This window comes from Cupriavidus sp. USMAHM13, assembly GCF_001854285.1.
Lineage (GTDB): Bacteria > Pseudomonadota > Gammaproteobacteria > Burkholderiales > Burkholderiaceae > Cupriavidus > Cupriavidus malaysiensis.
In genome coordinates, this window is the sequence record NZ_CP017751.1 from 2558042 (window position 1) to 2578383 (window position 20342).

The following is a 20342-nucleotide window of genomic DNA, read 5'->3' on the forward strand; positions in this document are numbered from 1 at the left end:
TTGAAGGTTGTCTCGGGATTCGAATTCTCGAATTATTGTTTTGCCGCCTGCCGCCCCAACGGTGGCGCGTCCTGCCATCCGTTCCCGGCGCGCTGCGCGCATGCCTCGCAGAGGCGCCGCCGGGCGGCCTCCCATCGTCCCTCAGGGCGACGAGCGAGACAAGCATACACAAAATAGCACGGTCGTTCAATTTCATTTTCTGCGGCCTGGAAGCCGCTATTCGCGGAGTTCATGGCCGCCTGCGGCGCCGTGCATGCGGCGGCGGGAAAGCCGCCTGGAACTGTGGCCACGATGTCCTATCGGGCACTTCCTGCGCCCCCGGATCGCATTCGAGGCCGCCCTCTAGTCTCCGTGGCCCGATATTTGCCGGGTTGGCGGGCCCGCCCTCGCCCAAGGACTCCAGGACAGGGTAGACTCGCGCCTTTCCGAATCGACGCCCCACCCGCGCGCCAGCCCACGAAGCCGGCCCGACCGGCCGGGGCCGCCACTTGATGTCGTCCCGCCGTTCTTTCCCCTCCGCACCCGACGCCACCGCCTCGGCCCCCGCATCCCTTGCCCCGGCCACCGGCCTGGCCGGCACTCAGGCCGAAGACCTGCACCGCACCCTCAAGGCCCGCCACCTGACCATGATCGCCCTGGGCGGCGCCATCGGCACCGGCCTGTTCGTCGCCTCCGGCGCTTCGATCGCCCAGGCCGGGCCGGGCGGCGCCCTGCTGATGTACGCCCTGATCGGGCTGATGGTCTACTGCCTGATGACCAGTCTCGGCGAGATGGCGGTCCACATGCCGGTGGCCGGCTCCTTCGTCACCTACAGCGGGCTCTATGTCGAGGAAGGCTTCGCCTTCGCGCTGGGCTGGAGCTACTGGTTCAACCTCGCCGTCACCATCGCGGTGGAGCTGGCCGCCGCCCAGATGGTCATGCTGTACTGGTTCCCCGACGTACCGGGCGTGGCCTGGAGCGCCGGCTTCCTGGTCCTGATGCTTGCGATCAACGCTTTCTCGGCGCGCGGCTTCGGCGAGTCCGAATACTGGTTCGCCCTGATCAAGGTGGCCACCGTGGTGATCTTCCTCGCGATCGGCTCGCTGATGATCTTCGGCATCCTGCACGGCGGCCCGCAGTCGGGATGGCACAACTTCACCGTGGGCGAGGCGCCCTTCGTCGGCGGCCTGCCGGCGATGTTCGGCGTGGCCATGATCGCCGGCTTCTCTTTCCAGGGCACCGAGACGGTGGCGGTCGCCGCCGGCGAGGCGGCCGATCCGGCCCGCACCATCCCGCGCGCGATCCGGCAGACCTTCTGGCGCATCCTGCTGTTCTATGTGCTGGCCATCCTGATCATCGGCGTGCTGATTCCCTACACCGACCCCAACCTGCTGCGCAACGACGTCACCGACGTCGGCGTCAGCCCCTTCGCGCTGGTGTTCGGCCGCGCCGGGCTGGCCTTTGCCGCCGGGGTGATGAATGCCGTGGTGCTGACCGCGCTGCTGTCGGCCGGCACCTCCAGCATGTACGCCTCCACCCGCATCCTGTACGGCATGGCGGTCAGCGGCCGCGCCCCGCGCGCCTTCGCCCGCCTGACGCCGCACGGCGTGCCGCGCAATGCCCTGCTCGCCACCACGGCGGTGGGCGCGCTGTGCTTCCTCAGCTCGCTGTTCGGCGACAAGGTCGTCTATATGTGGTTGCTGAACACCTCGGGCATGACCGGCTTCTTCGCCTGGCTGGGCATCGCCGTGAGCCACTACCGCTTCCGCCGCGGACTGGTGCGGCAGGGCTACGACCTGGGCCGGCTGGCCTACCGTTCGCCGCTGTTCCCGTTCGGCCCGCTGTTCGCCGGCGCGCTGTGCCTGGTGATCGTACTGGGACAGAACTACCAGGCCTTCTCCGACGTGCGCGCGCACTGGGGCGAGATCCTGGCCACCTATATCGGCGTACCGGTGTTCCTGGCGCTGTGGCTGGGCTACCGTGCCGTGCGCAAGACCCGGCTGGTGGCCTATGGCGACATGCGCTTCCACCTGCCGCCGCCGGCCACCGCGGCAGGCGCGAAGGCGGGCGGCAGCGAAGCCCTGGCGGCAGCCGAGTAGGCCCGAGGGCGAGCGCGCACAGGCGGACCGGGCGCCGGGCGCAGATGCGGAGCCGGCGGATGTCATGCACGCGTCACACGGCTCGGGCATCGTGTGCGCCTCTCCATTGCCACGATCCCGCCCATGCGCCTGCTTCCGCTCGCCGCCGCCATCGCGCTGACCGCCTCGGCCTGGTCCGCGGCCGCCCAGACCCCGGCACCCGCCTATCCCGCCACCCTCGCCGGCCACGCCGTGCTGCCGGCGCAGAGCTACATCCCCGCCCCCAAGGATGCGCCGGCCGACCTGCAGGTCAGCGGCAAGTTCACCACCGGCAGCCGCGTGGAAAAGGTCGGCAGCGTGGAGGGCCAGTCCAACGGCCGACCGACCGGCATTTCCCTGCCGTTCCAGGGCCAGCCGCTGCAAGGCCATTCGGGCATCAAGCACATGGCCGACGGCACCTTCTGGGTGCTGACCGACAACGGCGCGGGCAGCAAGGCCAACTCGCCGGACTTCATGCTCTACCTGAACCACTACAAGGTCGACTTCCAGAGCGGCAAGTTCCAGCGCCTGGCCACCGTCTTCCTGCATGATCCCGACAAGAAGGTGCCCTTCCGCATCGTCCACGAAGGCACCAGGCAGCGCTACCTGACCGGCTCGGACTTCGACACCGAGAGCTTCCAGTTCGCCGGCGGCTCACTGTGGATCGGCGACGAGTTCGGGCCCTTCCTGATCCAGGCCGACCTCAAGGGCAAGGTGCTGACGGTCTACGACACCCTGGTCGACGGCAAGGCGGTGCGCTCGCCCGACCACCCCGCCGTCACCACGCCGGGCGTACCCGGCGGCACGGTCGATTTCCAGGTCAAGCGTTCCAAGGGCTTCGAAGGCATGGCCTCGTCGCCCGACGGCAGCCGCCTGTACGCGCTGCTGGAAGGGCCGCTGTGGAAGGCCGACGCCAAGGACTATGAGCGCCTCGACGGCAAGGAAGCGCTGCGCATCCTGGAATTCGACACCCAGGCGCGCAATTGGACCGGCCGCTCCTGGCTGTATCCGCTGGAAGCCAACGGCAACGCCATCGGCGACTTCAATATGATCGATGCCGGCACCGGCATGATCATCGAGCGCGACAATGGTGAAGGCACCGCCGACAAGGCCTGCCCGCAAGGCCAGAAACGCAACGACTGCTTCGCCGACATCGCCCGCTTCAAGCGCGTCTACAAGATCGCGCTGGACGACAGCAACGCCGGCGGCGCCGTGCGCAAGATCGGCTACATCGACCTGCTGAACATCGCCGACCCCGGCAAGCTGGCGCGCAAGCCCCTCAACGAGGGCGTGCTCAAGTTCCCCTTCTTCACCATCGAGAATGTCGATGTGGTCGACGCCAGCCACATCGTGGTCGGCAACGACAACAACATGCCGTTCTCCAGCAGCCGCGAGCCGAACAAGGCGGACGACAACGAGCTGGTGCTGCTGGAAGCCGGGGAATTCCTGAAGGCGAAGTAAGGAAGCCGGCTGCGCCAACCCCGATCGCCAAGCACACGGTCTTGGCTCCCTCTCCCCGCACGGAGAGGGTTGGGGAGAGGGGTGGTCTAGCAAGGCGCCACGCACGAACGAAGCCGTCTGTGTCGTCCAGCACGTCGCCGTTCGCCAGCGCCTGCCCTCTCCCCCAGCCCCTCTCCCGCAAGCGGGAGAGGGGAGCAAACCAGCGGGAGCAATCCCGCGCGGCGCGAAGCCGATCGCGCCGCAGCCCCCTTCCCTTACACCTCCAGCCACTCCTTGCGCACCTGCGCATTGGCCTTCAACTCGGCGGGCGAGCCCTCGAACACGATGTGGCCGTGGCCCATCACGTAGACGCGCTGCGAGATGTCCAGCGCGATGGCCAGCTTCTGCTCGATCAGCAGCACCGAGATGCCGCGCTCCTTGAGCGCCTTCAGGTACTCGCCCACCAGCGCTACGATCATCGGCGCCAGCCCCTCGGTCGGCTCATCGATCAGCACCAGGTCGGGGTCGCCCATCAGCGTGCGGCACAGCGTCAGCATCTGCTGCTCGCCGCCGGACAGCACGCCGGCGGCGGTGTGCTCGCGCTCCTTCAGGCGCGGGAACAGCCGGTACATGTCCTCGACAGTCCAGCGCGGCTTGGCCTGGCGCGGGTTGCGCTTCTCGCCCAGCAGCAGGTTCTGCCGCACCGTCAGCGTCGGGAAGATGTCGCGGTTCTCCGGCACGTAGCCCACGCCCAGGTGGGCGATCTCGAAGGTCCGCCGGCCGAGGATCTCCTCGTCGCGGAAACGCACCGAGCCTTCGGCCCGCACCATGCCCAGGATGGCCTTGGCCAGGGTCGAGCGGCCCACGCCGTTGCGGCCCAGCAGCGCCACGATCTCGCCTTCCTCCACGTGCAGGTCGACGCCATGCAGGATGTGGCTCTTGCCGTAGTAGGCGTGCAGGCCCTGCACGTTCAGCATGCGCTTGGCCATCAGTGCGCTCCTTCGGTGGCGGGTTCGTCCAGCGTCGTGCCCAGGTAGGCTTCCTTGACCTTGCGGTTGTTGCGGATGGCTTCCGGCGTATCGGTGGCGATCACCTCGCCGTAGACCAGCACCGAGATGCGGTCGGCCAGGCCGAACACCACGCTCATGTCGTGCTCCACCATCACCAGTGTCTTGCCCACGGTGACCTTGCGGATCAGCTCGACCGCGTGGTCGGACTCGGAGCGGCTCATGCCGGCGGTCGGCTCGTCGAGCAGGATCACCTCGGCGCCGCCGGCGATGGTGATGCCGATCTCCAGCGCGCGCTGCTCGGCATAGGTCAGCAGGCCGGCCTGGGTGTCGCGGCGGTGATGCAGGCCGATCAGCTCCAGCACCTCCTCGGCCCGCACGCGCGCGTCGCGCAGTTCCGACAGCCGGTGCCAGAACGAGTACTTGTAGCCGAGCGACCACAGCACGGCGCAGCGCAGGTTCTCGAACACCGACAGGCGGTGGAAGATATTGGTGATCTGGAAGCTGCGCGACAGCCCCATGCGGTTGATGACGAAGGGCTGCAGGCCGCCGATCTCCTGGCCGTTGAGCTGGACCGAGCCCGAGCTCGGGGCGAAGCGGCCCGAGATCAGGTTGAAGGTGGTCGACTTGCCGGCCCCGTTGGGGCCGATCAGCGCGTGCCGCTCGCCCTTCGGGATGCTCAGGTTGACGCCGCGGATGATCTCCGTCTGGCCGAATTTCTTGCGCACATCGCGCAGCTCGAGTGCCGCCGTCATGCCTTGCCTCCCGCGATTTCCATCTGCACCTTGTCCCACGCCGCGCGCACCTTGCCCGTCGCCACCCGCCACGCGAGCGCACCCACCAGCCAGATCGCGGCCGCCACCGCCCAGGGCGTGAAGGTGGCGGCATCGAAGCCGATGCCCGCCAGCGTCATGTCGGTCCCGTTGGCGCTGTCGACCTGCAGCTTGTAGACCAGCTCCACCGTCAGGATCAGCGCGCACAGCAGCACCAGGCTGGCGGCGCCGGCCGCCGCGTACGACGGCAGCATGCGGCGCAGCTTGCCCTTGGCCAGCAGCGGCACCTGCATCGTCAGCAGGCTGGCGATGCCGCCCGGCACGAACATCACCATCAGCACGAAGAACAGGCCCAGGTAGAGCAGCCAGGCCTTGGTCAGGTCCGACAGCGCCACCGCGAACAGCACGAACACCACGGCGCCGATGACCGGCCCGAAGAAGACGCCCGCGCCGCCGATGAAGGCCGCCAGCAGCACGCCGCCGGAGCGCACCGCGCTGACGTTCTCGGCCGAGACGATCTCGAAGTTGATCACCGACAGGCCGCCGGCGATGCCGGCGAAGAAGGCCGACAGGATCACCACCAGGTAGCGCACGCGCTGCGTGTTGTAGCCGATGAACTCGACCCGCTCCGGGTTGTCGCGCACCGCGTTGGCGATGCGCCCCAGCGGGGTCTGCGTCCACGCGTACATGGCGGCCATCGACAGCAGGCACCACACCGCGATCAGGTAGTAGACCTGCCGCGCCGGGCCGTAGGTGATGCCCAGCACCGCGTCGCCGACCATGCGGTTGGTGGAGATGCCGCCCTCGCCGCCGAAGAAATCAGGGAACATCAGCGAGCTGGCGAACACCATCTCGCCGATGCCCATGGTGATCATGGCGAAGGTGGTGCCCGACTTCTTGGTGGTGACGTAGCCGAACAGCACGCCGAAGAAGGCGCCCGCCACGCCGCCCACCAGGGGCAGCAGCGAGACCGGCACCCACAGCTTGCCGGCGCCCGCCATATTGAGCACGTGCACGGCGATGAAGGCGCCCAGGCCCGAATACACGGCGTGGCCGAAGGACAGCATGCCGGTCTGGCCGAGCAGCATGTTGTACGACAGCGCGAAGATGATCATGATCCCCATCTGCGACAGCAGCGTGATGGCGAAGCCGCCGGGGAACAGCAGCGGCAGCACCGCCATCAGCAGCGCGGTCACGCCCCAGAGGATCCAGCGCGCCAGGTTCAGGGGGCGATAGCGCATGGTACGGCCGGTCCTGGCCGGCTCGCGGGGTTGTTGCATCGTCGACTCCATGGCTCAGCTCTCCCGGGTACCCATCAGGCCGCGCGGGCGCACGATGAGCATCAGCACCAGCAATACATAGGGCAGCACCGGCGCCACCTGCGACACCGTCAGCTTCCACAGCGAATAGAACGGCGTGCTGCTGGTCACCTCCACCCCGAACGAGGCGAACAGGCCGGCCAGCGAGCCGTCGAGGGTGACCGCGAAGGTCTGCAGCAGGCCGATCAGGATGGAGGCGATAAAGGCCCCCACCAGCGATCCCATGCCGCCCACCACCGCCACCACGAAGACGATGGACCCCACCGCCGCCGCCATCGACGGCTCGGTGACGAAGGCATTGCCGCCGATCACGCCGGCCAGCCCGGCCAGCGCGGCGCCCCCGCCGAACACCATCATGAACACGCGCGGCACGTTGTGGCCCAGCGCCTCGACCATGTCGGGGTGGGTCAGCGCCGCCTGGATCACCAGGCCGATGCGCGTGCGCGTCAGCACCAGGTAGATCGCCACCAGCATCGCCAGCGACACCAGCATCATGAAGGCGCGGTACTTGGGGAAGGCGGAGGTGAACACCATGAACAGCGGCCCGTCCAGCTCGGCCGGGATGCGGTAGGGCACGGCCGCCAGCCCCCACACCAGCTTGACGCCTTCCTCGATCAGGTAGGCCAGGCCGAAGGTGAACAGCAGCTCGGCGACGTGGCCGTACTTGTGCACCGTGCGCAGGCCGAAGCGCTCGACCAGCGCGCCGGCGCCCGCCACCAGCAGCGGCGCCAGGATCAGCGCCGGCCAGAAGCCCACCTTGCTCGCGATGGTGTAGGCGAAATAGGCGCCCAGCATGTAGAAGCTGGCGTGCGCGAAATTGAGCACGCCCATCATGCTGAAGATCAGGGTCAGCCCCGACGACAGCATGAACAGCAGCAGCCCGTAGCTGATGCCGTTCAACAGGGAAATGATGAAGAATTCCACAACCAGTCCTTCCGTCTTGCGCCGCCGGCACGCGGGGAGCCGCACGGCGATGGGGATACGGGCAATGCCGGCGGGCGAGCGCCGCCGCGCGGGCCGCCGGCAGGGGTCGGCAGGCCCGCGTTTCCAGATCCGCAGTATGCAGGAAGGAAGCGGCGCCGCGCGGCACCGCCTCCTATGCCACCTCCTGCGCCGTCTTCAAGGACGCTTCATCTGGCAGGAAGTCGGCTGCGCCGCCACGTACTGGTCCAGCAGGGCATCGGTCTTCCAGCCGTAGCCGGTGTTCTCCTGGTCGAAGCGGATGTCCTTGCCGTTGGTCTTGGTCCAGGTGGCGACCACCAGTTGCTGCTGGGCCTGGTGATCGGAGGCGCGCATTTCCACCGAGCCGTTCAGGCTGTCGACCTTCATGCCCTCCATGGCCTTGGCCACCTTCACCGGATCGGTGCTGCCGGTGTCCTTGAAGGCCTTGCCCAGCATGGCGATGCCGGTGTAGGCCGCCATCACGTAGAAGTCGTCGTTGTACTTCTTCTTGAAGCCCTCGATGACGTCCGCGCCCTTGAAGCCCTGGTTGTTGGTGTTGTAGTAGCCGACGTACTTGACGTGCTCGGCGCCGGCGGCGCCCATCGCGGTCGGCACGCCGGTGGTCGAGGCGTAGTAGGTGTAGTAGTTGACGTTGAGGCCGGCGTCCTTGCCCGCCTTGATCAGCAGGGCCAGGTCGCTGCCCCAGTTGCCGGTGATCACGGTGTCGGCGCCCGAGGCCTTGATCTTGGCCACGTAGGGCGCGAAATCCTTGACCTGGGCCAGCGGGTGCAGGTCGTCGCCGACGATCTGGATGTCAGGACGCTTGCGCTTCAGGTAATCCTTGGCGGCGCGCGCCACCTGATGGCCGAAGGAGTAGTTCTGGTTGATCAGGTAGACCTTCTTGACGTTCGGGTCCTTGGCCAGGTAGGTCGTCAGCGCCTCCATCTTCATGTCGGAGTTGGCGTCGAGACGGAAATGCCAGTAGTTGCACTTGCTGTTGGTCATGTCCGGGTCCACCGCCGCGTAGTTCAGGTAGACGATCTCCTTGCCCGGATTGCGCGCATTGTGCTTGGCCACCGCGTCCTCCAGCGCCAGGCCGACGGAGGAGCCGTTGCCCTGCACGATGTAGCGGATGCCCTGGTCGATGGCCTGGTTCAGGATGGTCAGGCTTTCCTGCGGAGACAGCTTGTTGTCGAAGCCGACCACCTCGAACTTGTGCGGCCCGCCCCAGCCCTTCTGGTTGGCCACGTCGGCAACGAACTGCCAGCTCTTGAGCTGGTTCTGGCCGACCGGCGCCATCAGCCCGGAAAGCGGATCGATGAAGGCGATCTTCACCGTATCCGCGCCTGCCGCGCCGGACCCCAGGGCGGCGAACAAGGCGGTGGCGGCCACCAGCGGACGCATCTTGATCATATCTGTCTCCTTTGTCTTTTTTCGTTGGCTTACCTGGTCCTGACGGCCGGCGGCAGCCACCCGCCCGCACCGGTGCCGGCCCGCGCCGCGGGCCGGCGGGAATACCCTGCCACCGCGGCCTCAGGCCGACGGCAACCGGTAGTCCTTGAACTGCTCGCGCAGCTTCAGCTTCTGCATCTTGCCGGTGGCCGTCAGCGGGATCTCCGTGGTGAACACCACGTCGTCCGGAATCCACCACTTGGCCACCTTGCCTTCGAAGAAGGCCAGCAGTTCCTCGCGCGTCACCTCGGCGCCCGGCTTCTTGACCACCACCAGCAGCGGGCGCTCATCCCACTTCGGATGGAAGGCGGAGATGCAGGCCGCCATGTGCACCGCCGGGTGGGCGGCCGCGACGTTCTCGATATCGATCGACGAGATCCATTCCCCGCCCGACTTGATCACGTCCTTGCTGCGGTCCGTGATCTGCATATAGCCATCCGCGTCGATGGTGGCCACGTCCCCTGTGGGGAACCAGCCATCCACCAGTGGCGAGGCATCGACACGGAAGTAGTGGTCGATGACCCAGGGCCCGCGCACATGCAGGTCGCCGAAGGCCTTGCCGTCCCACGGCAGTTCCTCGCCATCGCCGTCGACGATCTTCATGTCCACGCCGAACACCACGCGCCCCTGCTTCTCCAGGATCAGGTGCTTCTCGTCGTCCGGCAGCGCATCGTGCTTGGCCATCAGCGTCCCGGCCGTGCCGAGCGGCGACATCTCGGTCATGCCCCAGGCGTGCACCACGTCGACGCCGAGTGCCTCCAGCGCGCGGATCATGGCCGGCGGCGCGGCCGAACCGCCGATCACGGTGCGGTGGAAGCTGGAGAATTTCAGGCCATTGCCCTGCACGTGCTGCAACAGGCCGAGCCAGACGGTCGGTACGCCGGCCGAGAAGGTGACCTGTTCCTGCTCGAACAACTCATAGAGCGAAGCGCCGTCCAGCTTGGCCCCGGGGAACACCAGCTTGGCGCCCACCAGCGGCACCGAGTACGGCAGGCCCCAGGCATTGACGTGGAACATCGGCACCACCGGCAGGATCACGTCGCGCGCCGAGCAGTTCAGCACGTCCGGCAGCGCCGAACCGTAGGAATGCAGCACGGTGGAGCGGTGCGAGTAGAGCGCGCCCTTGGGATTGCCGGTGGTACCCGAGGTGTAGCACAGGCTGGAGGCGGTGTTCTCGTCGAAGGTCGGCCACGTGTAGCCGCCGTCCTGCCCGTCGATCAGGTCCTCGTAGCACAGCAGCGGCACCTTGGACTCGGCCGGCATGTGGGCACGGTCGCTCATCAGCACCCAGCCCTTGACCTTCGGGCAATGCGCGGCCACGCCTTCGACCAGCGGCAGGAAGGTCAGGTCGAAGAAGACATAGCCGTCCTCGGCGTGATTGATGATGTAGGCGATCTGCTCGGGGAACAGCCGCGGGTTGATGGTGTGGCAGACCGCCCCCATGCCCGACACCCCGTAGTAGATCTCCAGGTGGCGGTAGCCGTTCCAGGCCAGTGTGCCGATGCGATCGCCCTGCTGCACGCCGAGCGCGGCCAGGGCCTGGGCCAGCTTGCGCGAGCGCAGTTCGCACTCGCGGTAGTTGTAGCGGTGGATGTCGCCTTCGGTGCGCCGCGAGACGATTTCGGTGTCACCGTAATAGCGTGCAGCGTGCTTGATGATGGAGGAAATGAGCAGCGGTGCGCTCATCATTTGACCCATCAATGCCATGAACTCGTCTCCTGTCTTCTCATTGGTTGCCGGGCACCCGTCAAAAAAGCGAACAATCGTGCTATTTTTTTGCGATTCTTCCCATCCGTTGCATCAACGTCAACGGGATCCCTGGAATGGTGATGCGACTGCCGCCGCCGCTCTCACCTCCACGCTGGCTCCTCGCCAGCCCCTCCCACCGATCACATCAGGCATCGACGGGGACCGGGCGGTGAGCTTTCCGTGAAGGCTGTCAGACAAGAGCCGGTTTTCGGCGTCCAAGTACAATACTGCGTGGCATGTTGCGCCTCAACATGTCGTTTTCCCTAGCCTGCAAGCGCACTTGCAGACAATGCACGGCCCCGCGCCGCTGCGCCGCCCCCAAGAGAGACCATGGCCACGGACCTGAGCGCCCCTCCCACCGAACCCGCAGGCAGCGACTTTGCGCCGCTGCACACCGAGGACGGCTTCGCCGCGCTCGGGCCGCAGTTCTTCACCCGCCTCGCGCCCACGCCGCTGCCCTCGCCTTACCTGGTAGGGGTAGCGCCGGCCGCCGCCGCCCTGCTCGGCTGGGATGCCGACATCGCACGCCAGCCCGGCTTCGTCGAGACCTTCGTCGGCAACCGCGTGCCGGACTGGGCCGACCCGCTGGCCTCGGTCTACTCGGGCCACCAGTTCGGCGTCTGGGCCGGCCAGCTCGGCGACGGGCGCGCCATCCGGCTGGCCGAGGCGGCCACTGCGGCGGGCCCGCTCGAGATCCAGCTCAAGGGCGCCGGCATGACACCGTACTCGCGCATGGCCGACGGCCGCGCCGTGCTGCGCTCGTCGATCCGCGAGTACCTGTGCTCGGAAGCCATGGCTGCACTGGGCATCCCGACCACGCGCGCGCTGGCCATCGTCGGCTCCGACGCCCCGGTGCGGCGCGAGACCATCGAAACGGCGGCGGTCGTGACCCGGTTGGCGCCGACCTTCATCCGCTTCGGCCACTTCGAGCATTTCGCCGCCCACGACGACGTGGCCTCGCTGCGCGCGCTCGCCGACTTCGTCATCGACCGCTTCCTGCCGGCCTGCCGCGACGATGCCCAGCCCTACCAGGCCCTGTTGCGCGAGGTGACCCTGCGCACTGCCGACCTGGTCGCCCAGTGGCAGGCCGTGGGCTTCTGCCACGGCGTGATGAACACCGACAATATGTCCATCCTGGGGCTGACCATCGACTACGGCCCCTTCGGTTTCCTCGACGCCTTCGACGCCAACCACATCTGCAACCACTCGGACAACCAGGGCCGCTACGCCTACAGCCAGCAGCCGCAGGTCGCCTTCTGGAACCTGCACTGCCTGGCCCAGGCCCTGCTGCCGCTGTGGCGCGACCCGCAAGCCGGGGAAGCCGGCAAGGAAGCCGCCATCGCGGCCGCCCGCGCGGCCCTGGACCCGTTCCGCGAACGCTACGCCAGCGCCTTCTTCCGCCTCTACCGCGCCAAGCTGGGCCTGCGCCGGCTGGGCGAGCGCGACGAAGACGACGAACCGCTGCTGACCAGCCTGTTCCAGCTGCTGCACGGGCAACGCGTCGACTACACGCTGTTCTGGCGCCACCTGAGCCGCATCTCGTCGGCCGACGGCAGCCGGGACGCGCCGGTGCGGGATCTCTTCCTGGACCGTGCCGCCTGGGATGCCTGGGCCGATCAGTACCGGGCGCGCCTGCGTGCCGAACAGTCCGACGATGCCGCGCGCGCCGCGGCCATGCTGGCGGTCAACCCCAAGTACGTGCTGCGCAACCACCTGGCCGAGACCGCCATCCGGCACGCGCGCGACAAGGATTTCAGCGAGGTGGAGCGCCTGCTCGCCGTGCTGTCGCGTCCCTTCGACGAGCAGCCCGAGGCCGAGGCCTACGCCGCGCTGCCGCCCGACTGGGCGGCCGGACTGGAGGTAAGCTGCTCCTCCTGAACCCGTCCCCGGGACTGTAAGGTCGGGCCCCTGCCGTCCGACTCATGCTGACGCCGGGCCCGCGCGCCCGGCAACACCGCCAATCGTGGCGCGCTCCGGCTGGCCCGGGCCGCACCTGGAGAACGACATATGACCGTCAAGAAAACCGACGCCGAATGGCGCCAGCAACTCTCCGACATCGAATACCGCGTGACCCGCGAGGCTGCCACCGAGCGCCCGTTCACGGGGCGCTACTGGGACCACTGGGATTCCGGCATCTACCACTGTGTCGCCTGCGGCACGCCGCTGTTCGAATCGGCCACCAAGTTCGACGCCGGCTGCGGCTGGCCCAGCTATTTCCGCCCGATCAACGGCGAGGTCATTGCCGAGCACACGGACCGCTCGCACGGCATGGTGCGGGTGGAAGTGCGCTGCAAGGAATGCGACAGCCATCTCGGCCACGTCTTCGAAGACGGGCCGGCGCCGACCGGGCTGCGCTACTGCATCAACTCGGCTGCGCTAAAATTCGACGACCGCGATCCGGCGCAGCGGGAAGCCGACGGGAACCATCCGTCCGGCGCCACGCCGCCGGACGCCTCCCGCTGATCTGCTGCGGCGCCGGGCCTGCGCCCGGCGACGCCACGGAAACCGCCGGAAGCGCGGAAACCGCCGGCGGGGGACCATCCCCGGCCGGCGCCGATCCTCAATCCTGACCAGCCTGCATGAAATTCCTGTTCGACCTGTTCCCGGTCATCCTGTTCTTCATCGCCTTCAAGTTCCAGGGCATCTACGCCGCCACCGGCGTGGCCATCGTCGCCACCGTGGTGCAGATCGCCTGGACTTTCGCGCGCCACCGCAAGGTCGAGCCGATGCAGTGGATCAGCCTGCTGATCATCGCCGTCTTCGGCGGCGCCACGCTGCTGCTGCACAACGAGACCTTCATCAAGTGGAAGCCGACCGTGCTCTACTGGCTGTTCTCCGTGGCCCTGCTGGGGTCGGTGATCGGCTGGCGCAAGAACCTGATCCGCGCCATGATGGAAAAGCAGGTCACGCTGCCCGAGGCCATGTGGGCCCGCCTGAACGCCGCCTGGGCCGGTTTCTTCGCCGCCATGGGCGTGCTCAACCTGTACGTCGCCTACACCTTTTCCACCGACGCCTGGGTCAACTTCAAGCTGTTCGGCAGCATGGGGCTGATGCTGGTGTTCATCGTGCTGCAGAGCATCTGGCTGTCCCGCCATATCCAGGAAGACACCCAGGACAAGACGCCCGACTGAGCGGCCGCAGCGAACCACCCGAGACTTTCCAGCCATGGCAGCCGATCCCGCCACCCTCGACGCGCTGCTGCGCGCCGCCCTCGCCCCCACCACCCTCGCCGTGCGCGACGACAGCGCGCTGCATGCCGGCCATGCCGGCGCGGCCTCGGGCGGGGGCCATTATCACGTGACCATCGTCAGCGAGCGCTTTGCCGGACAGAACCGCGTGGCGCGGCACCGCATGGTGTATGATGCGCTGCGCAGTCTGTTCCCGGCGCAGATCCACGCGCTGGCCGTGACCGCCTACACCGAACAAGAATACCGATCCCGCGACTCTTCCCGCGATTGATTCTTCACGCAATTCACGCAACTCTCCGACCTGATTCCATGAAGACCTCCGTCCTCTCGTTCAGCCTGGCGGCTGTGCTTGCCGCTGGCAGCCTGCCCGCCTTTGCCCAGAACGCCGCCGTCGTGAATGGCAAGGCCATCCCCTCGGCCAAGGTGGACAAGCTGATCGCCAGCACCGGCCAGCCCGACAATCCGGAGCTGCGCGACCGTGCCCGCAGCATGCTGATCGACCGGGAACTGCTGCTGCAGGAAGCCAACAAGCGCGGCGTGACCCAGCGCGACGACGTGCAGGAACAACTGGAGCAGGCCAAGCTGAACGTGCTGGCCGGCGCGGTGTTCGAGGACTACGTGAAGACCCACGGCGCCAGCGACACCGAGCTGCGCAAGCAGTACGACAAGATCAAGTCGCAGTTCGGCAACGGCAAGGAATACCACGTGCGCCACATCCTGGTGCCGAGCGAGGCCGAGGCCAAGGCGATCATCGCCAAGATCAAGGGCGGCGCCAAGTTCGAGGACCTGGCCAAGGCCTCCTCCAAGGATCCGGGTTCGGCGGCCAACGGCGGCGACCTCGACTGGGCCAACAGCAGCAGCTACGTGCCCGAGTTCTCGGCCGCGATGACCAGCCTGAAGAACGGCCAGCTGACCGACACCCCGGTCAAGACCCAGTTCGGCTGGCACGTCATCCAGCTGCTGGAAACGCGCGACGCCAAGGTCCCGACCTTCGAGGAAGTCAAGCCGCAGCTGCAGCAGATGCTGATGGGCGACCAGAACTGGCAGCGCGAGCAGTTCCAGGCCATGATGAAGTCGCTGCGCGACAAGGCCAAGATCCAGTAAGCCTCCCCATCCCGCATGCCGCCACACGCGCGGTAATGCACACAGCCTGGCGGCACCGTCTCGCGCTGCCAGGCTGGAAAAGGGGCTCCCCGCCCCTTTTTTCTTTCCTGCGGCAGATTCCCCTGCCGACTTCCCAGCCGGTTGCTTGATCATTTCCGCCGCCACATCTCCGGCGCGACTGTGCGCTGCCCGCCGGCAGCCGACAATGGCTCAGATTTTTCCACGTTCGATCGGGATTCATTCCTAATCCAATCGGATTCGTCTCATAGAAGGCACGAGCTGTTCCAAGGAATATGTCGTCATATTCCCTAAACGCATTGATCCGTGCCTATCCAACGCTCACTACTTTCCTATAACCGCCCCCTTCCGCCACGCAACGCCACACCGCGCCATGCCGCGTGCCCGCCGGCCAGTGTGGCGGTGCATCCGTCCGCCGCACTGGCACTGGCCTCAGCGACGGCACCTACGCTTGACGACATCCGGCGCGGCCTTGACGCCGGCGAGTTCGTCGCCTATTTCCAGCCCAAGGTGGACCTGCGCGATGGCAGCTGGCACGGCGCCGAGGTGCTGGCACGCTGGCAGCACCCGCGCCTGGGGCTATTGACGCCCGGCGCCTTCCTGCCGGCCATGGAAGCCGCCCCCGCCAGCTCGCGGGCCCTGTTCACCGAGCTGTTCGCACGCATGTTCGGCCAGGGGCTGGCACTGCAGCGTGAGCTGTCAGGGCGCGCGCAAGCGCTGGCGCTGGCGTTCAACCTGCGCCCCGAGCAGCTCGCCGGGCCGGGCTTCGCCGACGACGTCGGCCGCGCCGCTGCGGCGGCGGGCCTGCCGCTCTCGGGCCTCGCCTTCGAGGTGGTCGAAGCCGACGCGGACGGCGTTCCCGTCCTGGGCCCGGCCGCGCTGGAAACCCTGCGCGCGCTGCGCCGCATGGGCTGTGCGCTGGCCATGGACGACTTCGGCCAGGGCCACTCGTCGCTGGCACGCCTGTGCGAGTTCCCCTTCGACCAGATCAAACTCGATGCCGCCTTCGTGCGCGCGCTGGAACACAGCCGCGCCAGCCGCGCGGTGGCGCGCGCGTCCTTGCTGCTGGCGCGCGAACTGGCCGCTGAACTGATCGCCGAAGGCGTCGAGACATCGGCACAGCGGCAGCGTCTGCTAGCCATGGGTTGCCGTATCGGCCAGGGGTTCGGCCTGGCGCCGCCGATGGCGCGCGAGGCACTGCTGCGACGGTTTGCCCCTCGCGCCGCCGCGCTGGCGGCACCGGCCCGCGCCAAGGGCGGGACGTCTTCGCCCGCGCTCTGATCGCCGCTGCGGCGGGCACCGCGCTCCCGCCACCCGCACGCCCTGCGCAACGCGCACGGCGCCCTTCGTTGCCGACCCGGATTCCCGCCATGCCTGAACGACGCGTCCTGCCGCCGCGCACGCTGCACGCCTGCCGGCCCTCCACCCTTGCGCTGCTGCTGGCACTCGCCGCCGCCATGCTGGCCGCCCTTGCCCTGGCGCCAGCCCCTGCCCTGGCCCAGGATTGGGACGACAACACCTCGTCCCTGTCCCTGCAGAGCCACCTTCCGCTCGAACGCCGCACGGTGCCGCTCGACGCGGACGACTGGCGCTGGCTGCGCGACAAGCGACGCCTCGTGCTCGGCGTACCCGCTCCGGGTCAGCCACCGCTGGACATCGTCCACGGCAGCGATTACGAAGGCATCACGGCAGATGTGACCGCCTTGCTGCGGCAGCAACTCAATGTCGACATCGAGATCCGCCGCTTCGCCGACCGCGCCCAGGCCACGCAGGCCCTGGAAGCCGGCACCATCGACCTGCTTGCGAGCGCCGGCCGTGCCGCGCGCGCGAACGGCAGCCTGGTGGTCAGCCGGCCGTACGCGCCCGACCTGCCTGCCCTGTTCCAGCGTCAGGGCGAAGCCGCCGCGCCGCCCGACGACATGTCGGGCCTGACGGTGGCCCTGGCGCAGGACTACCTGTCCGGCCCGGCGCTGCAGGCGACCTATCCGGACGCCCGCTTCGTGCGTTACCGCAGCCATGCCCAGGCCATGGCCGCGGTGGCGTTCGGCCAGGCCGACCTCTATCTCGGCGACCTGCTATCGGCTTCGCTGCTGGTGAGCCAGAGCTTCTTCAACTACGTGCGGCTGGCGCGCTTCCTGCCCGCCGAGCCGAGTGGCTTCGGCTTCGGCATGCGCCGCGACGGCACGCCGCTGGCGCGCATCGTCGACAGCGCGCTGGCCTCGCTCGGCCAGGGCAAGCTGGACCGCATCGCCATGCGCTGGAGCGGCGACAGCGTGCTGCTGCCCGGCCAGCGCGTCGAGCTGGACGAAGCGGAGCGGCGCTGGATCAGCCGCCATCCGGTGGTGCGGCTGGCCGTCAACGACGACCTCGCCCCCGTCGCCTTCTTCGATGCCAACGGCAACTTCAACGGCATCCTGGCGGACCTGCTGCAACTGGTCTCGCTGCGCACCGGCCTGCGCTTCGAATTCACGCGCACCGGCAGCTTCGACAGCCTGCAACGCGCCCTCACCGACGGCAAGGCCGACCTCACCGTGCTGAGCCCGACCAGCGAGCGCGAGGAATGCCTGCGCTTCTCGCGGCCGTTCACCTCGGACTACTTCGTGCTGGTCGCGCGCAAGGACGCGCCGGTCGAACCGGATGCCCTGCAGCCGCCTTCCGCCAAGCGGCTGGCCATCGCGCGCGGGCACATCGCCACGCAACAGGCACGGGCCGCCTACCCCTCGGTGCCCATCGACACGCCGTCGACCATCCTCGACGCGCTGCACATGGTGTCCGAGCGCCAGGCAGACGCCACCGTGCTGTCGCTGGGCGCGGCGCGCTACTACATCACGCGCCTGTACGGCGACAAGCTGGCCGTCAGCGGCCTGATCAGCCCGGACAGCACCCCGCTGAGCCTGGCCATGCGGCGCGGCGACACCGAGCTGCAGTCCATTCTCGACAAGGCCCTGCTGGCCTCGGGCCCGCACGAGCTGCAATCCATCGTCAACCGCTGGCGCCCTAACGCCGCCATGACCGGCCAGACCTGGCGCGACTACCGCCAGACCATCGCCTGGATCGTCGCCGGCGCCGTCGCCCTGCTGGCACTGTCCGCCGCCTGGGTGTTCCACCTGCGCCGCCAGGTACGCAAGCGGCTGCGCGCCGAACGTGCGTTGAGCGACCAGTTGCAGTTCCAGCAGACCTTCACCGACGGGCTGCCCGACCCGGTCTATGTGCGCGATTGCACAGGCCGGCTGCTGTCCTTCAATCGCCGCTACGAAGAGGTGCTCGGCATCAGCGCGCACGATGCCCTCGGCAAGACCGCCGCGGCGCTGCCTGCCAGCCTGTTCAAGTCCGCCCCCGACTTCCACGCCGGCTACCTGCGTGCGATCGCCGACGGCCAGCCGCAGCGGCGCCAGCTCGCCGTGCGCATCCACGGCGAGGCACGCTGGATCGACCATTGGGTGCAGCCCTATCGCGACGCCTCGGGCACGCTCAAGGGCGTGGTGTGCGGCTGGCAGGACATCACCGACCAGCGCCGCCTGATCGACGCGCTGCAGCAGGCCAGCCGCGCCAAGACCACCTTCCTGGCCACCATGAGCCACGAGATCCGCACGCCCATGAGCGCGGTCATCGGCACGCTCGAACTGGCGCTGCGCCGCGCCCGCGCGGGCGAGATCGACCGCGCGGCCATCGAAACCGCCTATGCGTCGGCCAACGGCCTGCTGGCCCTGATCGGCGACATCCTGGACATCGTGCGCATCGAATCCGGCCATCTCAGCCTGACACCGGTGCGGGCCCGCCTGCGCGACCTCGCCGAATCCGTCGTGCGCGTGTTCGACGGCCCGGCCCGGCAGAAGGGACTGGCGTTGACGCTGGAAATGGATTCCAGTGTCGGCGCGGACGTGCTGGTGGATCCGATGCGCTTCAAGCAGATCCTGTCCAACCTCGTCAGCAATGCGATCAAGTTCACCGCGCACGGCTATGTGCGCATCCACCTGGGCGGGGAGCCGGCCGGTGCCGAACGGATGCGGGTGAAGCTGTCGGTAGAAGACAGCGGCATCGGCATCGCGCCGGTCGATCAGGCGCGCCTGTTCCAGCCATTCTCCCAGGTCGCGCCATCCGGCGACGTGGATGAACACGGCGCCGCACATGGCGGCGCCGGCCTGGGGCTGTCGATCTGCCGCTCGCTGTGCGAAATGATGGATGGTTCGCTGCTCATGCACAGCGCCGCCGGTGCCGGCACGCGCATCGAGGTCGTACTGACCCTGCAGACCTTGCCGGCTTGCCAGCCCGCGACGCCGGACACCGCGAGCGCCGCCGCGCAGGCCGCGCCGATGCCGGCACCGGCCCGCAGGCTGCATGTACTGGTGGCCGACGACCACGCGGTCAACCGCTTGCTGCTGTGCCAGCAGCTTGCATTCCTGGGCCATCGCACCACCTGCGTCGAGAACGGCCGGCAGGCCTTGCAGGCCTGGCACGAGGACCGCTTCGATGCGGTCATCACCGATCGCCATATGCCGGAAATGAACGGGCTGGCGCTGGCCAAGGCGATCCGCGACGATGAGCGGTCGCGCGGGCTCGCACCTTGCCTGGTGCTGGGCCTGACCGCCGACGCGCGCAAGGAGGAAATCGCCGCCTGCGTCGAGGCGGGCATGGACGACTGCCTGGTCAAGCCGCTGGGACTGGACCGCCTGGAGCAAGTGCTGGCCACCGCGGCAGTGCGCACGCCCGGCGGGGCCGCCGCCCTGCCCGCTCCCGCGCAGCCGGCAGCCGATACGAATGCGGATACGAATGCGGATACGCAGGCTGATGCAGCCGGCGCCGACGGCCTTGCACTGCCGGCCCTGCCGGACGTTCCCGACTCGCGGGAGGCGGTGACGGCTGCGCTCGAGCCCACGCCGCAGGCACACGCCGATGACCCACGCATGGCGCGGGAACTGAGAGAACTGGCCGGCGGCGACGCGGCACTGGTGCAGCGGCTGGTCGACGCCATGCTGCACGCCAATGTGCAGGATCGCCGCACCCTCGCCAGGCTGCGCCGGCAGCCGGACACCGAGGCCCTGGGCCGCATCGCCCATCGCATCCGCGGCGCCGCCGAACTGCTCAGGGCAGCGCAGCTCGTCGATGCCTGCTCAGGCCTGCAGGCCGCGTGCCGGGCGGTGCCGCCTTCGCGGCAGGCACTGCGCGCCGCCATTGCGGCCGTCGAAGCGGCCACACAGGCGCTCGACGCGCAACTGCTGCGCGTCAGCAAGCCGGACTGAGGCAGCCCGCCGGA

15 protein-coding genes are annotated in these 20342 nt (G+C 68.3%); 9 read left to right on the forward strand and 6 right to left on the reverse strand.

Annotated elements, in window-relative coordinates:
* Positions 1–491: 491 nt before the first annotated feature.
* Both BKK81_RS11230 and BKK81_RS11235 read left to right on the forward strand, forming a co-directional pair.
* Positions 492–2078, forward strand: coding sequence for an amino acid permease (locus tag BKK81_RS11230; RefSeq protein WP_083384068.1), 1587 nt, complete (start codon positions 492–494; stop codon positions 2076–2078).
* Between the two features lie 123 nt (positions 2079–2201).
* The gene (locus BKK81_RS11235) at positions 2202–3557 is read left to right on the forward strand and encodes an esterase-like activity of phytase family protein (protein ID WP_071012871.1); all 1356 of its coding nucleotides are present in this window, start codon (positions 2202–2204) and stop codon (positions 3555–3557) included.
* A 254-nt stretch (positions 3558–3811) separates the two neighbouring features.
* On the opposite strand, the gene BKK81_RS11240 is transcribed toward BKK81_RS11235, so the two are convergent.
* The 6 genes from BKK81_RS11240 to BKK81_RS11265 form a co-directional block, all read right to left on the reverse strand.
* Positions 3812–4525, reverse strand: a complete 714-nt coding sequence (locus BKK81_RS11240; protein ID WP_071012872.1) for an ABC transporter ATP-binding protein — start codon at positions 4523–4525, stop codon at positions 3812–3814.
* On the reverse strand, positions 4525–5298 hold the full coding sequence (locus tag BKK81_RS11245) for an ABC transporter ATP-binding protein (RefSeq protein ID WP_071012874.1): 774 nt from the start codon (positions 5296–5298) through the stop codon (positions 4525–4527). Before BKK81_RS11245 ends, BKK81_RS11240 begins: the two co-directional genes overlap by 1 nt.
* Complete coding sequence (locus BKK81_RS11250; RefSeq protein WP_071012876.1) at positions 5295–6608, reverse strand: branched-chain amino acid ABC transporter permease; 1314 nt, start codon at positions 6606–6608, stop codon at positions 5295–5297. Before BKK81_RS11250 ends, BKK81_RS11245 begins: the two co-directional genes overlap by 4 nt.
* Before the next feature lie 3 nt (positions 6609–6611).
* Entirely contained in the window at positions 6612–7559 is a 948-nt protein-coding gene (locus BKK81_RS11255; RefSeq protein WP_071012878.1) for a branched-chain amino acid ABC transporter permease, read from the reverse strand.
* Between the two features lie 195 nt (positions 7560–7754).
* The gene (locus BKK81_RS11260; protein ID WP_071012880.1) at positions 7755–8990 is read right to left on the reverse strand and encodes a branched-chain amino acid ABC transporter substrate-binding protein; all 1236 of its coding nucleotides are present in this window, start codon (positions 8988–8990) and stop codon (positions 7755–7757) included.
* 120 nt (positions 8991–9110) lie between these two features.
* Positions 9111–10736 carry a 3-(methylthio)propionyl-CoA ligase gene (locus BKK81_RS11265; protein ID WP_071012881.1) on the reverse strand — a complete coding sequence of 542 codons (1626 nt, stop codon included), beginning with the start codon at positions 10734–10736 and terminating at the stop codon, positions 9111–9113.
* 372 nt (positions 10737–11108) lie between these two features.
* Between BKK81_RS11265 and BKK81_RS11270 the strand changes: the two genes are divergently transcribed.
* From BKK81_RS11270 to BKK81_RS11300, 7 genes are all read left to right on the forward strand, one after another.
* On the forward strand, positions 11109–12656 hold the full coding sequence (locus BKK81_RS11270; protein WP_083384069.1) for a protein adenylyltransferase SelO: 1548 nt from the start codon (positions 11109–11111) through the stop codon (positions 12654–12656).
* Positions 12657–12785: 129 nt separating this feature from the next.
* Positions 12786–13241, forward strand: coding sequence for a peptide-methionine (R)-S-oxide reductase MsrB (gene msrB, locus BKK81_RS11275; protein WP_071012883.1), 456 nt, complete (start codon positions 12786–12788; stop codon positions 13239–13241).
* A 116-nt stretch (positions 13242–13357) separates the two neighbouring features.
* A complete protein-coding gene (locus BKK81_RS11280; RefSeq protein WP_071012885.1) occupies positions 13358–13909 on the forward strand; it encodes a septation protein A in 552 nt (183 codons plus the stop codon).
* A 34-nt stretch (positions 13910–13943) separates the two neighbouring features.
* Positions 13944–14237, forward strand: a complete 294-nt coding sequence (locus tag BKK81_RS11285; RefSeq protein ID WP_071012886.1) for a BolA family protein — start codon at positions 13944–13946, stop codon at positions 14235–14237.
* A 38-nt stretch (positions 14238–14275) separates the two neighbouring features.
* Complete coding sequence (locus BKK81_RS11290; RefSeq protein WP_071012888.1) at positions 14276–15070, forward strand: peptidylprolyl isomerase; 795 nt, start codon at positions 14276–14278, stop codon at positions 15068–15070.
* A gap of 420 nt (positions 15071–15490) precedes the next feature.
* Positions 15491–16369, forward strand: a complete 879-nt coding sequence (locus BKK81_RS11295) for an EAL domain-containing protein (RefSeq protein ID WP_197523910.1) — start codon at positions 15491–15493, stop codon at positions 16367–16369.
* Between the two features lie 89 nt (positions 16370–16458).
* Positions 16459–20328, forward strand: a complete 3870-nt coding sequence (locus tag BKK81_RS11300) for a transporter substrate-binding domain-containing protein (RefSeq protein ID WP_071012891.1) — start codon at positions 16459–16461, stop codon at positions 20326–20328.
* Positions 20329–20342 lie beyond the last annotated feature (14 nt).